Raw genomic sequence first — 12,340 nt, 5'->3', positions numbered from 1 at the left:
TTGGAGGTCCGATCGGCCTTCTGCGGAGCGGAACTGCTGCTTGCTCTGCTCTGCTCTGCTCTCCACGCTCGACGACGAGAGCGCCGTGATCACCCGGCCGAGATCGGTCCGAGATAGGTGCCGCCGGAGACGTCGATGGTCTGGCCGGTCACCCAGCGCCCCTGCGGGCCCGCCAGGAAACCCACCACGTCGGCGACGTCCTCCGGCTCGCCGATCCGTCCGAGCGCGGTGATCGACTCAAGCCCGGCCACCGCCTCGGGAACCGCAGCGTAGGCGGCGATCATGTCGGTCAGCACCACCCCGGGTTCGACCGTGTTCACGGTGATCCCACGCCGGCCCAGCCCGTTGGCGAGCGACGGGCCGAGAGCCGCCAGCGCCGCCTTGGTGACGGTGTAACCGATCTGGCCGGGTTCCGCGATCCGGGTGGCCGCCGAGCCCATGTTGACGATCCGTCCGCCGTCCCGCAGTAGCGGCAGCGCCCGCTGGACCACGAAGATCGGCGTGCTCACGTTGACCGCCAGCAGCCGCTCGAACTCCTCCTCGGTGAGCTGACCGATCGAACTGCCGGAGTGGATGCCCGCGTTGTTGACCAGGATGTCCAAGCCGTCCGCGCCGTGGTCCGCCAGCCCGGAGACGAGGTCCTTGAACAGCCGGTCCACCGCACCGCTCTCGCCGAACCGGGCCTGCACGGCGAAGGCCCGGCCGCCGGCGTCGGCGATCCGCGCCACGGTCTCCGCGGCGGCCGCATCGTTGTTGCCGTAGTGGACCGCGACCAGCGCTCCCTCGGCGGCGAGGCGCAGGGCGATCGCGCGCCCGATCCCCCGCGAGCCGCCCGTCACCAGTGCGGTCCTGCCGTCCAGTTCCCCCATGATCGCCTCTTCCCTCGTGATGCCCCGGTCGAATCCGGGGACGATTCAGCCGGAGCGGCCTCAGTGAAGTGCGGTGCTGATCCTCCCGCGCCCCCCAGGTCGGAGCCTCACCAGCCCTACGGATTCAGCACTCGCCTTCGAGCGACCGCTCAGATGACGGATGACAATGGATGCCGTGGCACGTACGTCATGCCGTGCCCCCTCCCGTTGATCACTTCGCGGACGCTCCTACCCTGCCGGAGCCGGGCCCTGGCCGACAGGGCACGACCGGTCAGCCCTGTGGCGGGAAGACATGCCAGGCGCGTCGTACCACGATGTCTGATTTCCGCCAGCAAGGTGCGTCTTTGCTGACCAAGCTGGAGGCATGACGATGTCATCCACTACAGACTCGGTAACGGTCCTCACCGGCATGTATGCGGCTGAGGCGGAGTACCTGGCGGCCGGCGGTCCTGGCGAGGCTTCGTTCGACTTGCTCGCCCCCTTCTTCGCCCCGAATGTCGAACTGCATCAAGCGGATGCCCTGCCCTACGGAGGTACTTGGCGTGGGCACAACGGAATGACGCAGTTCTTCCTCGCGATGGGACGGACCTGGGAGACGTTCGACATGGTGGAGCAGGAGTTTCTTGCCACCGGTGAGACTGCGGTCGTGCTCACTCAGGTCCGTGCTCGCGCTCGTACGACCGGCCGCGAACTCAGCTTCCCAATCCTGCAAACGATCACGGTCAAGGACGGGCAGATCACCGAGGTCCGTCCGTTCTACTGGGACACTCAGGCCATCGCCGACGCCTGCGCCGCGCCCGCGCCCGCGCCGACAGACTGAGACCGACTGTAAATTTCACCACGTCTCACAGAACGTGATCGTCCACAGCCAGGATCCATTTTCACGACACTCCCTAGCGGCCGAGTAGCGGCAGCGCGGGGAAGTCGTGGTCCTGCCAGATCAGGCGGGAGGCCTCCTCCGGGTAGGCGGTGACGGCGGGCCGGGTGTCGAAGAGCTGCGCGAGGCGCTGCCCGGTGTCGTACGCGGGCCAGCCGGGGTCGCCGTGGGCGGCGAACGCCGTCCAGGCGCCCCGCATGCGCGCGGACAGCTCTTCCGCCTCCGGGAACGGGCTTTCGCCGATCAGCACGGCGGGCTGGCCGCGGTCCAGGTTGCCGAAGACCAGAGGCACGTCGAGGCCGTGGCAGGCACCGAGGGCGCCGCCCATGCCCGGGGCGGGCCAGGTCAGCTCGTAGACGTGGGCACGGCCGCCGGCGGTGGTCTGGGCCTGGGCGAGGTGGAAGGACGGCATGCGGAACAGCCAGTCGGAGCCGACCAGCTCGTACAGCTCGTCCGGGCCCGCGGCGGGAAAGGCCTCGCGGTAGCGGTGTGCGGCGTCCGGACCGGGGCCGAAGACGTGCAGCGCGGTCTCCGCCTGCTCCGGAGTGACCTGGTCGAGCAGTCCGTCGAGCGCGGTGAGCAGCCGCGTTTCGTCGCGGGTGTGGCCGACGAGGAGTTCGATGTCCCGCGCGGCGCCGCCGGCCAGGGCCTGCCACGGCGTGACGGGCAGGGTTTCGCCGTCGACGACCGGCGAGAACGGGATCGCCCGGTGTGCGACCGGGCCCCAGCGATCCGCCCACTGGTCCATCCTGGCGCTGACCGCGTCACCGGCGCCGGACAGCCGGGCGGGCTCCACCCCGGAGAGGTCGGCCGTCGTGGGCCGCAGCCCCAGCTCGGCGGCGCAGACGGCGGCGATGTCGGCCGCGAGCTCCGGTGAGAAGAAGGTGCCCTGGACGCTCTGCGCGACCGCCCGGCCGAAGAGCCCGGCCGCCCGCGGCATCGCCAGCAGCGCGGCGACCGATCCGGCGCCCGCCGACTGTCCGAAGACGGTGACACGCCCCGGGTCACCGCCGAAGGCCCGGATGTTGTCGCGCACCCACTCCAGGGCGGCGACCTGGTCCAGCAGGCCCCGGTTGGCGGGCGCTCCCCCGATCAGCCCGAACCCCTCCAGTCCCACACGGTAGTTGAACGTCACCACGACGACACCGCCGTCACGGGCCAGGCGTCCGCCGTCGTACTCGGGAAGGCCCGACATGCCGATCGAGTAGGCGCCGCCCTGGATCCACACCATCACCGGCAGCCCCGCGCCCGGCCCCGGCTCGGGCGACCAGACGTTGACCGTGAGCCAGTCGTCGCCCGCCGCGTCCCGGGCCAGCGCGTCCATGCCGAAGTGGCCGCCCTGCGGGGGCGGCGGGCCGTACGACACCGCCGGCCGTACCCCGTCCCATCCCCGTACGGGCCTCGGTGCGGCGAATCGCAGCGGGCCGACGGGCGGCTCGGCGAACGGGATGCCGCGGAATACCGCCACGCCCTCCTCGCAGGTGCCGCGCAGCGCCCCGCCCGCCATGCGGACTTCCGGCTTGGACCCCGCGGCCTCGGGCGGAACAACGGTCATCACAGCTCCCTCACTGGGCGGCCCGGACGTTCCGGATCATCCCGCTGCCACCCGACGCGCGCCAGCGATTTAGGGAGGGCCCTGCGCGAGCCGGAGGACGGCCCAAGTTCCGAAAGGGACGGCCCGGCCCGCCCGATCTCTGCCCAGACCCAGTGACCCCACACGGTCACCAACCCGCTCACCCCGACCTGCACAGCCCAGGCCAGAGGCATGACGACGGCTCAGCTTCGGCACGGACCCTCGGATGCGGGCGTGAGCTCCCCGACCAACTGATCCCTGCCAAGGGTGGCTCCCCCGCGCGGGGGAGCCTGATCGTTCGCGAGGACGACGCCCTGTCGTCGAGGTTCGGCAACGGTGGAGTCGTGACGATCAAGCATTCTTTCGACGATGTAGTGCGTCCGGCCCCGAGCTGGGCGCTCCGCCTCCGTCCGGGCAGGTGGCCCGGGTTCGCTGTTGCGGCATGGGGGTTTCTGTTTTCGGTACCCAGTTTCGTCTGGGCGTTGGGTGGCACCTTCGGTGCGCAGTCCGCGGTGGCTCCGTCGCTGGTAAAGCTTGCTGATGACCGGGTGACGTGGTTCCTGGCCGTCTTGTGGGTGACCGGTTTCCTGAAGCTCTTCGGGGCGTTGGTCGGCATCGGCCTGACGCGCCGTCGCGGCAAGCGGACGGGTCGGCTCATGGTGTTCTGTGGCGGTGGCGCGACGGTGCTGCTCGTCTGGCACGGATGTCTGTTCGTTGCCCACGGAGTGCTGGTTGAGGCCGGGGCGCGCGCTGTCGCGCCCGATCTGGTCGGGTTGACCCGCTGGTACCTCTACTTGTGGGGGCCGTGGTTCATTGCCGGCGGCCTGGCCTTTGCCGCGGCCGCCACGCACTATGTCCGCCGACATGACGGCCGGCGTGAGTTGCGGCTCTACGGCTCTGTGGGGGCGCTGGGCGCGCTCGTCCTGTCTTTGGCCTCGTTGGTCACCGGGATTGGTTGACGGCTGTCACCCAGCTGCCGGCCACGAGTGAACGGTCACGTCATGGCCGGTGTGATCATGCCTCCGGTTCATGGATGCAGTGTCGCCTCACCCTTGACGAGGATTCCGGTGCGCTGGCCCGGGCGTACAACGACGGGTCCGGCGACCCGGATGCCGACCGGGCTCTCCAGGCCGTCGACGGAGACGGTGACCATGGCGTCGTGGCCGTAGAAGGTGACGTCGACAACGGTGCCCTGGGCGGCCGTCGCGGTCTGGGTGAGCTGGAGTTGCTCGGGCCGCAGCAGGACGGTGCCCTCGCTCCGCCCGGCAGAGGGCGCCGCGAGGGGCAGGCGGCCGAGCGCGGTCGTTGCGGTGCCGTGGTCGGCGGTGCCGGGGATGAGTACGGCGTCGCCCACGAAGCGGGCCACCCAGGGGTCGGCGGGGCGGCCGTAGACCTCCTGCGGTGTGTCGCACTGAGCCACCCGGCCATCCCGGACGACAGCGACGAGGTCGGCCGTGGAGAGGGCTTCCTGCTGGTCGTGGGTCACCAGGAGGGCTGTGGCGCCGGTGGCGCGCAGGGCGGCCCGGACATCTGCCCGGACACCCGTGCGCAGGGCGCTGTCGAGGGCGTTGAACGGTTCGTCCAACAGGACCAGGGCCGGCTCGGGCGCAAGGGCTCGGGCCAGGGCGATGCGCTGCTGCTGGCCGCCGGACATCTCGTGCGGCATCCGGTCGCCGTAGCCGCCGAGTCCGACGAGTTCGAGCATCTGCTCCGTGCGGCTCCGGCGCTCGGCGCGGTCGTGTCCGGTCAGCCCGAAGGCGACGTTGTGGGCGACGCTCAAGTGCGGGAAGAGCGCGCCTTCCTGGGGGACGATGCCGATGCGGCGGCGCTCCGGGGGAAGGTGGGCTCCGGGGCCGGACAGGGTGCGTCCACCGACGGTGACGGTGCCCGCGTCGGCGCGCAGGAATCCGGCGATGATGCGGAGCAGGGTGGTCTTGCCGCAGCCGGAGGGGCCGAGGACAGCGGCCAGGGTGCCCGCGGGGACGGTGAGGTCGAGTCCGTCGAGGACGGCGGCGTCCGGGCCGTAGGCCTTGGAGAGTCCGGTGATCTGCAAGTCGGTCATGTGCGGTGCCGTCCGAGGAGATAGGAAGGGATGGCCGCCAGCAGGATCAGCGCCGCGGCATAGGGGGCGGCCGCGGCGAACGAACCGGTCCCGGTCTCCGTCCAGAGGCGGGTGGCGAGCGTGTCCATGCCGGTGGGGCGCAGGAGGAGCGTCGCAGGGAGTTCCTTCATGCATACGACGAAGGTCAGGGCGGCTCCGGCGGCGACGCCGGGTGCGGCCAGCGGCACCGTGACCTCGCGCAGCACGCGCAGAGGACTGCGGCCGAGCGAGCGGGCCACGTCCTCCAGGACCGGTGGGGACTGGAGGACGGCGGCACGGGTGGCGGCCACCGCGACGGGCAGGAAGAGGACGGCGTAAGCGCAGACCAGCAGCGGGAGTTCCTGATAGAGCGGTTCGGCGTAGCGGACCGCGAAGAAGACCAGGGACAGTGCGACGGTGATGCCCGGGAGGGCGTGTCCGGCGTACGCGGACTGTTCCAGCAGATGTGCGGTCCGGCCCCGGTGACGGGCGGCGATGACGCCGACGGGCAGGGCCAGGAGGGTGGTGAGCGCGGCGCCCGCGGCCGCAACGCCGAGGGTGGTGCCGGCGGTGTCGAGGAGCGCGGCAGGGTCCCAGGTCGCGGAGTTGCCGACGGCGAGCCAGTACCCGAGGGTGGCCAGCGGCATGACGACGGCGACGGCCGCGACCACCGTGCACCAGGCCAGTGCGGGTGCGCGCCATCGGTCGAGCGGCGCTGGGACGGCGGGGCGTGCCGTGCCGGTCCCGGTCCTGGCGTGTCCCGCGCGGCCTCGCGTACGGGCCTCGGCGGCCACGAGCAGGATCGTCATCACCACGAGGACGAGGCTGAGGGCGGCGGCCGGGGTGCGGTCGAAGCTGGCCCGGTATGAGGTGTAGATGCCGCGGGTGAAGGTGTCGTAGCGCATCAGGGAGACGGCGCCGAAGTCGGAGAACACGTACAGCGCGACCAGTACGGCTCCCCCGGCTGCGGCCGGACGGAGCTGAGGGAGGGTGACGCGCAGGAAGGTCCGCAGCGGCCCGTGGCCGAGCGAGCGCGAGACCTCCTCCTGTGCCGGATCGGCCCCGCGCAGTGCGGCGGTGACGGGCAGGTAGACGTAGGGGAAGCTCACCAGCGTCAGCGCGAGGGCGGCGCCGCCGAAGCCCGCGAGGCCGGGGAACGCGGACAGCCAGGTGAAGGCGGCGACGTAGCTCGGCACGGCCAGGGGCAAGGTCATCAGGACCGACCAGGCCCGGGCGCCCGGCAGCGCGGTCCGTACGGTGAGCCAGGCCAGCGACACTCCGAGCACCAGGGAGGCCGATACGACCACTGCGGCCAGTCCGACGCTGCGGCCGAGCAGTTGGGCGGTGCGCTCGTCGGCGATGACGTCCCAGGCGAACGCGGGACCGCGCTCCAGGGAGCGGACGGCGAGGTAGCCGAGCGGCAGCAGTGCGAAGAGCGCGGCGAGGGCTGCGGGGACCAGCAGGACGGCGGGCGGGCGGCGCCCGGCGCGCAGCCGCCCGGCCGGCGCGGCGGCGCCTGCCGGGCGGACTGCGGGATCCGCCGGTGCGACGGGATCCGTGGAGTGCATGGGGTCAGACCATCCCGGCTTCCTGGAGCATCTTCAGGGTCTCCTGAAGCGATTCCAGCTTGCCGAGGTCGATCTTGGGGGCGTCGAGGGAGGCCAGCGGCGGCAGGTCCTTGACGGTGCTGGTCACGCCGGCGGCCAGCGGGTACTCCTTGGTGTCGTCGGCGAAGTACTTCTGGGCCTTCTCCGAGAGCAGGAAGTCCACGGCCTTCTGCGCCACCGGCGCCTGGTCGCTGCCCTTGAGGATGCCGACTCCAGCCACGTTGACGAGGGCGCCCGGGTCGCCGCCCGACAGGAAGTGGATCTTCGCCTTGACCTTGCTCTCGCCCTTCTCGGCGACCTGCTCGTACCAGTAGTAGTGGTTGACCAGGCCGAGCGCGACCTCGCCCTTGCCGACACCGTCGAGCACCTTGAGGTTGTTGTCGTAGACCTTCGGCTCGTTGGCCTTCAGACCCTTGAGCCAGGCGCGGGTGGCGTCGTCGCCCTCCAGGACACGCATGCCGGTGACGAAGGCCTGGAAGGACGCGTTGGTCGGAACGTAGCCGATCTTTCCCTTCCACTCCGGCTTGACCAGATCGTGCACGCTGTCCGGCACCTTGGTGACCTGGGCCGGGTTGTACGCGAGGACGCGGGCGCGCCCGGAGGTGCCGACCCAGTCACCCGCGCCGCCGCGGAACGCCGGGTCGACCTTGTCGAGCGAAGCCTGGGGCAGCTTCTCCAGCAGACCCTTGGTGGAGAGCGCGCCGAGGGCGCCGGCGTCCTGCGAGAAGAACAGGCCCGCCTTGGTCTTGTCGCCCTCCTCCTGGATCTGCGCGGCCAGTTCGGCACTTTCGCCGTAGCGGACGGCAACGGTGGTGCCGACTGCCTTCTCCAGCTCGTCCAGGAGAGGCTTGACCAGCTTCTCGTTGCGGCCGGAGTAGATCACGAGCCCGGCGTCCTCCTCGTCGACGCCACAGCCCGCGAGGGCGGGGAGGAGAAGCGCTGCCGCGGAGAAAGCGGCGAGACGGTGGGCCAAGGGGCGTCGCATGGGAAGCCTTCCTGCACGTGCAGCGAGAACCTGTGAATGCCCAATAAGTAAGGTAAAGCTAACCTAAAGGTCAAGAGTGACGCACGCAACGTTTCGGCCTCACCGGGGGTTCGGCGGAGCCGACCATACCTGTGATTTTCTTATGGATCTTCAATGTCTCAGCTGTGACTTTCCTGTGACTATCCCATGAGGTAAGCCTTTCCTAAGATGCGCTCGTGACAGCCCCTTCCCATTCCGCCCTGCTGCCAGGCACCAAGAACGTCCCCTTCGCCGGCAATCTCGTGACCCACGGCGACCGGACGGCGGTCATCACCGCCCACGGCCCCGTGACCTACCGCGAGCTCACCGCCCGGGTGGAAGCGACAGCCGATCGTCTGGGTCCCACGCGCCGTCTGGTCCTGGTGGTCGGCGCCAACACCGTCGAGGCGCTCGTCGTCCACCTCGCGGCGCTCTCGGCGGGGCACCCGGTCCTGCTCGTGCCGGGCGACCACCCGGAAGCCGTGCAGTCACTCATCGACGCGTACGACCCGGACGTCGTGGCACGCCCCGACGACAGCGGGGAGTGGCTGCTCGACGAGCGGCGCCCCGTCTCCGCGCACGACCTGCACCCGGACCTCGCCCTCCTGCTGAGCACGTCCGGCTCGACGGGGTCACCGAAACTGGTCCGGCTTTCGCACGAAAATCTTCAGGCCAACGCGGAATCCATAGCCGTGTACTTGGGAATCCGGGACACCGACCGTGCTGCCACGACCTTGCCCATGCATTACTGCTACGGCCTTTCCGTCATCCACAGCCATCTGCTGCGCGGCGCCGCACTGATCCTCACTGGCCTCTCCGTCGCCGACAGTTGCTTCTGGGATCTGTTCAGGACCGCCCGCGGTTCGACGTTCGCAGGTGTCCCGTACACCTTCGACCTGCTCGACCGCGTCGGCTTCGACACGATGGATCTGCCCCACCTGCGCTACGTCACCCAGGCGGGCGGCCGGCTCGCGCCCGACCGGGTCCGGCGCTACGCGGCTCTCGGCCGCGCCGCCGGCTGGGATCTGTACGCGATGTACGGCCAGACCGAGGCGACGGCCCGCATGGCCTACCTGCCACCCGGCCTCGCGGAAGCCCACCCCGAGGCAGCCGGAGTTCCGATCCCCGGCGGCTCCTTCCGCCTGGAGCCGCTCCCCGACTGGACCGAGGAGGACACCGGGGAGCTCGTCTACTCGGGGCCGAACGTCATGCTCGGCTACGCCCACACCCCCGACGACCTCGCGCTCGGGCGGACCGTGGACGAGCTGCGCACGGGTGACGTCGCACGGCGCACCTCCGAGGGCATGTACGAGATCGTCGGCCGACGCAGCCGGTTCGCGAAGATCCTCGGCCTGCGCATCGACCCCGCCCAGGTCGAGGCGATGCTGGCACGGCACGGGGTCACCGCGCTGTGCACCGGCGATGACGCCGCACTGTCCGTGGCTGCCGTCACGGTCGGTGCTCACACCGCCGCACGGCGGATACGAAACCTGGTGACGAGCGAGTACGGCCTGCCGGCCCGGGTGGTCCGGGTCCACGTCCTGGCGGACCTTCCCCGCCTGCCGACGGGCAAGCCCGACTACCAGGCCGTACGCGAACTGGCCCGCCCGGCCGACGCCGGCGCATCGGCGCAAAGCCCGGGCAACAGCCCCGAAGACCTGTGCCTGCTCTACGCGCGCATCCTCGACCGGACCGACGTGACGTCGGAGAGCACCTTCGTCGGCCTCGGCGGCGACTCCCTCTCGTACGTCGAGATGTCCCTCCACCTCGAAGAGCGCCTCGGCCACCTGCCGACCGACTGGCACACCACGCCGATCCGGGAACTACGGCCGCCGGAGGGTGAGATCCCCGCACACAGGCGGACACTGGACACCAGCGTCGCCCTGCGCGCCATGGCGATCTTCTGCATCGTCGGATCGCACATCCACGTCTTCGGCATCAAGGGCGGAGCACACTTGCTCCTCGCCATCGCGGGCTACAACTTCGCCCGCTTCCACCTCACCACCGCCGAACGCGGCGAACGCATCCGGCGCGCCTGCCTCAGCATCGCTCGGGTCGCAGTGCCGGCCATGATCTGGATCGGCTTCGTACTCCTCCTCAACGACGACTACACCCTGGCGAACCTCGCCCTCCTCGACAGCGTGCTGGGATCCGAGGACAGCAGAACAGGCATGCACTTCTGGTTCATCGAGGCATTGGTCTACATCCTGATCGTCGCCGTAGCAATCCTGGCGCTCCCCCTCGCGGACCGGGCGGAGCGCCGTTTCCCCTACGGCCTGCCTCTGACACTCGCCGCTCTCGGCCTGCTCACCCGCTACGACCTGCTCGGCCTCCCCGACCGCGCCCAGATACCCGACGCGGTCACCGTCTTCTGGCTGTTCGCACTCGGCTGGGCGGCGGCGAAGGCCGGCACCAAGACACAGCGGATGGTGGTCACGGCCGCCGCCCTGGCCACGGTGCCCGGCTTCTTCCCCGGCGACCCCGGACGAGAGGCGATCATCATCGCCACGTTCACCCTGCTCGTGTGGGTCCCTTCTCTGCCCAGCCGCGAGCGCGTCAATCAGGTCGCCGCCCTCCTGGCCACCAGCTCGCTGTACATCTACCTGACCCACTGGCAGATCTTCCCGTTGATCGGCGGGTTCTCCAGGCACTTGGCCTTCCTCGCCTCACTGATCTTCGGCATCGCGTACGGCATGGCAGCGACCCGCGTGTTGCGCGGACTGTCCTCGCTGCTCTCCCCGGGTGCGCTGCGCAGACGCGCCCGTCCGGGGTTCCGATTTCGGTTGCCGGTGACCGCAGTGGAGCGGTTCCGTCGAACTCCTACCCCAGCAGCTTCCGCTCAAGGTCACGGAGGTCCTTGACGAACCGCGGACCGCCAGCCGGGACCACAGGATCCGCGCCGACGACCGCGCACCTCAAGCAGGGCACGGGAAGACGTACTCGATCACCATGTGAGCGCTCAGAGGAGGAGAAGAGATCGCTGCTCACTGCAGCAGCGGCGGCCGGGCCAACCTCCCGGACGATCGCCCCGGGACGTCAACCCGGGGATGTACGGCCGCCGTCGGCGTACATCCCCGGGCCGATGGCAGCCGCTCGCGCCCGGCATAGCGTTCGAGGCATCGGCCCGCACCGGGCCGGATGCCACGAGAGACATCGATGGAGACAACTCGATGCGACGACGCTTGTTCCTGGTCGGTGCCGCCGTTGCCACGGCTCTGGCGGGCACCTTCTCCACCACGACCGCCGCCCATGCCGACACCGCCCCCGTACAACCGCCCGGGACCGCACTCGTGCTGCCCGCGCCGTCCGGGCACCACCCGGTCGGCAGGGCCACCGTCCATCTGAGGGACGAGAACCGGGCCGACCCGTGGGTCCCCTCGGAGAAGCGGGAGCTGATGGTCTCCCTCTGGTACCCGGCGGCCAAGCCCTCGGACACGCCCGCGCCCTACATGACGGCCGAGGAATCCGAGCAGTATGTGGCGTCCAGCGGACTTGACCTGCCGGCCGACCTGTTCGCCAAGGTGAGAACCCACTCGACCGTGGACGCCAAGCCGGCGAAGGTCCGCGGCGGACTGCCCCTCGTCATCCTGTCACCGGGCTTCGGCATGCCGCGCGCCACCCTGACCGGCCTCGCCGAGGAGTTCGCAGCCCGCGGCTACGCCGTCGCCGGCATCGGACACAACTACGAGGCGGACGGCATCTCGTTCCCCGACGGGCGCACCACCTCCTGCCTGGCGTGCGTGGACAAGGACTATCCCAAGGTCGGCGCCGTCCGCGCCGAGGACATCTCCTTCGTACTCGACGAACTCACCGGCGCGCGGCCGGCCTGGAAGCGCGGCGCACCCATCGACCCCGACCGCATCGCCGTCGTGGGGCACTCGGCCGGCGGTTTCAGCACGGTCCCTGCCATGCTGCGCGACCCGCGGGTCAAGGCGGCGGTGAACATGGACGGCAACTTCCGGTTCCCGAACGACACCCCGCTGGACCGGCCGTTCCTGATGCTGGGCCAGCCCAGCCACAAACCCGGAGGCATCGACCCGAGCTGGGACGAGACCTGGACCGAACTGACCGGATGGAAGCGCTGGCTGAGCGTCGACGACACCGGGCACCTGTCCTTCACCGACCTGGCGCCCCTGTCCAAACAGCGCGGCATGCCGCTCCAACGACTGGACGGTGACCGCGCCGACGCCATCACCAGGAGCTACGTGACGGCGTTCGTCGACACCCACCTGCGGGGACGGAACAGCCCGCTGCTGGACGGCCCGACAGCACGCTTCCCGGAAGTGCGCTTCCACCGCCCCTAGGACTTGTCCGGTGTGGGGGTGCGGTCG

At 70.4% G+C, this 12,340-nt stretch carries 9 protein-coding genes; 4 read left to right on the top strand and 5 right to left on the bottom strand.

Annotated features, from left to right (window positions below):
• Positions 1 to 89 precede the first annotated feature (89 nt).
• A complete protein-coding gene (locus tag AB0D94_RS31040) occupies positions 90 to 869 on the bottom strand; it encodes an SDR family oxidoreductase (protein WP_362058640.1) in 780 nt (259 codons plus the stop codon).
• Positions 870 to 1,233: 364 nt separating this feature from the next.
• On the opposite strand from AB0D94_RS31040, the gene AB0D94_RS31035 reads away from it, so the two are divergent.
• A complete protein-coding gene (locus AB0D94_RS31035) occupies positions 1,234 to 1,689 on the top strand; it encodes a nuclear transport factor 2 family protein (RefSeq protein ID WP_362058637.1) in 456 nt (151 codons plus the stop codon).
• Positions 1,690 to 1,762: 73 nt separating this feature from the next.
• On the opposite strand, the gene AB0D94_RS31030 is transcribed toward AB0D94_RS31035, so the two are convergent.
• The gene (locus AB0D94_RS31030; RefSeq protein WP_362058634.1) at positions 1,763 to 3,301 is read right to left on the bottom strand and encodes a carboxylesterase family protein; all 1,539 of its coding nucleotides are present in this window, start codon (positions 3,299 to 3,301) and stop codon (positions 1,763 to 1,765) included.
• Positions 3,302 to 3,663: 362 nt separating this feature from the next.
• On the opposite strand from AB0D94_RS31030, the gene AB0D94_RS31025 reads away from it, so the two are divergent.
• Positions 3,664 to 4,278, top strand: coding sequence for a DUF3995 domain-containing protein (locus AB0D94_RS31025; RefSeq protein WP_362058631.1), 615 nt, complete (start codon positions 3,664 to 3,666; stop codon positions 4,276 to 4,278).
• Positions 4,279 to 4,346: 68 nt separating this feature from the next.
• Here AB0D94_RS31025 and AB0D94_RS31020 read toward each other — a convergent pair whose 3' ends face one another.
• The 3 genes from AB0D94_RS31020 to AB0D94_RS31010 are packed head-to-tail and all read right to left on the bottom strand — an operon-like array spanning position 4,347 to position 7,991.
• On the bottom strand, positions 4,347 to 5,381 hold the full coding sequence (locus tag AB0D94_RS31020; protein WP_362058628.1) for an ABC transporter ATP-binding protein: 1,035 nt from the start codon (positions 5,379 to 5,381) through the stop codon (positions 4,347 to 4,349).
• A complete protein-coding gene (locus tag AB0D94_RS31015; RefSeq protein ID WP_362058624.1) occupies positions 5,378 to 6,967 on the bottom strand; it encodes an iron ABC transporter permease in 1,590 nt (529 codons plus the stop codon). Before AB0D94_RS31015 ends, AB0D94_RS31020 begins: the two co-directional genes overlap by 4 nt.
• Positions 6,968 to 6,971: 4 nt before the next feature.
• Positions 6,972 to 7,991: an iron ABC transporter substrate-binding protein gene (locus AB0D94_RS31010; protein ID WP_362058620.1), complete on the bottom strand. Its 1,020-nt coding sequence runs from the start codon at positions 7,989 to 7,991 to the stop codon at positions 6,972 to 6,974.
• Between the two features lie 215 nt (positions 7,992 to 8,206).
• On the opposite strand from AB0D94_RS31010, the gene AB0D94_RS31005 reads away from it, so the two are divergent.
• Both AB0D94_RS31005 and AB0D94_RS31000 read left to right on the top strand, forming a co-directional pair.
• The gene (locus tag AB0D94_RS31005; protein ID WP_362058617.1) at positions 8,207 to 10,870 is read left to right on the top strand and encodes an AMP-binding protein; all 2,664 of its coding nucleotides are present in this window, start codon (positions 8,207 to 8,209) and stop codon (positions 10,868 to 10,870) included.
• Between the two features lie 309 nt (positions 10,871 to 11,179).
• The gene (locus AB0D94_RS31000; protein WP_362058614.1) at positions 11,180 to 12,313 is read left to right on the top strand and encodes an alpha/beta hydrolase; all 1,134 of its coding nucleotides are present in this window, start codon (positions 11,180 to 11,182) and stop codon (positions 12,311 to 12,313) included.
• The last annotated feature ends 27 nt before the right edge of the window (positions 12,314 to 12,340 follow it).

Origin of the sequence: Streptomyces sp. NPDC048255, from assembly GCF_040652415.1 — a bacterium.
Classification (GTDB): Bacteria; Actinomycetota; Actinomycetes; order Streptomycetales; family Streptomycetaceae; genus Streptomyces.
Note: the sequence above shows the minus strand (reverse complement) of the source record. Positions and strands in the feature narration are given on the sequence as shown.

What these genes read in the sequence shown, in the direction of transcription:
- AB0D94_RS31035 (WP_362058637.1), top strand. Translation starts at nt 1,234, where the DNA reads ATGACGATGTCATCCACTACAGACTCGGTAACGGTCCTCACCGGCATG.
- AB0D94_RS31000 (WP_362058614.1), top strand. Translation starts at nt 11,180, where the DNA reads ATGCGACGACGCTTGTTCCTGGTCGGTGCCGCCGTTGCCACGGCTCTG.
- AB0D94_RS31040 (WP_362058640.1), bottom strand. Translation starts at nt 869, where the DNA reads ATGGGGGAACTGGACGGCAGGACCGCACTGGTGACGGGCGGCTCGCGG.
- AB0D94_RS31030 (WP_362058634.1), bottom strand. Translation starts at nt 3,301, where the DNA reads ATGACCGTTGTTCCGCCCGAGGCCGCGGGGTCCAAGCCGGAAGTCCGC.
- AB0D94_RS31015 (WP_362058624.1), bottom strand. Translation starts at nt 6,967, where the DNA reads ATGCACTCCACGGATCCCGTCGCACCGGCGGATCCCGCAGTCCGCCCG.
- AB0D94_RS31020 (WP_362058628.1), bottom strand. Translation starts at nt 5,381, where the DNA reads ATGACCGACTTGCAGATCACCGGACTCTCCAAGGCCTACGGCCCGGAC.
- AB0D94_RS31010 (WP_362058620.1), bottom strand. Translation starts at nt 7,991, where the DNA reads ATGCGACGCCCCTTGGCCCACCGTCTCGCCGCTTTCTCCGCGGCAGCG.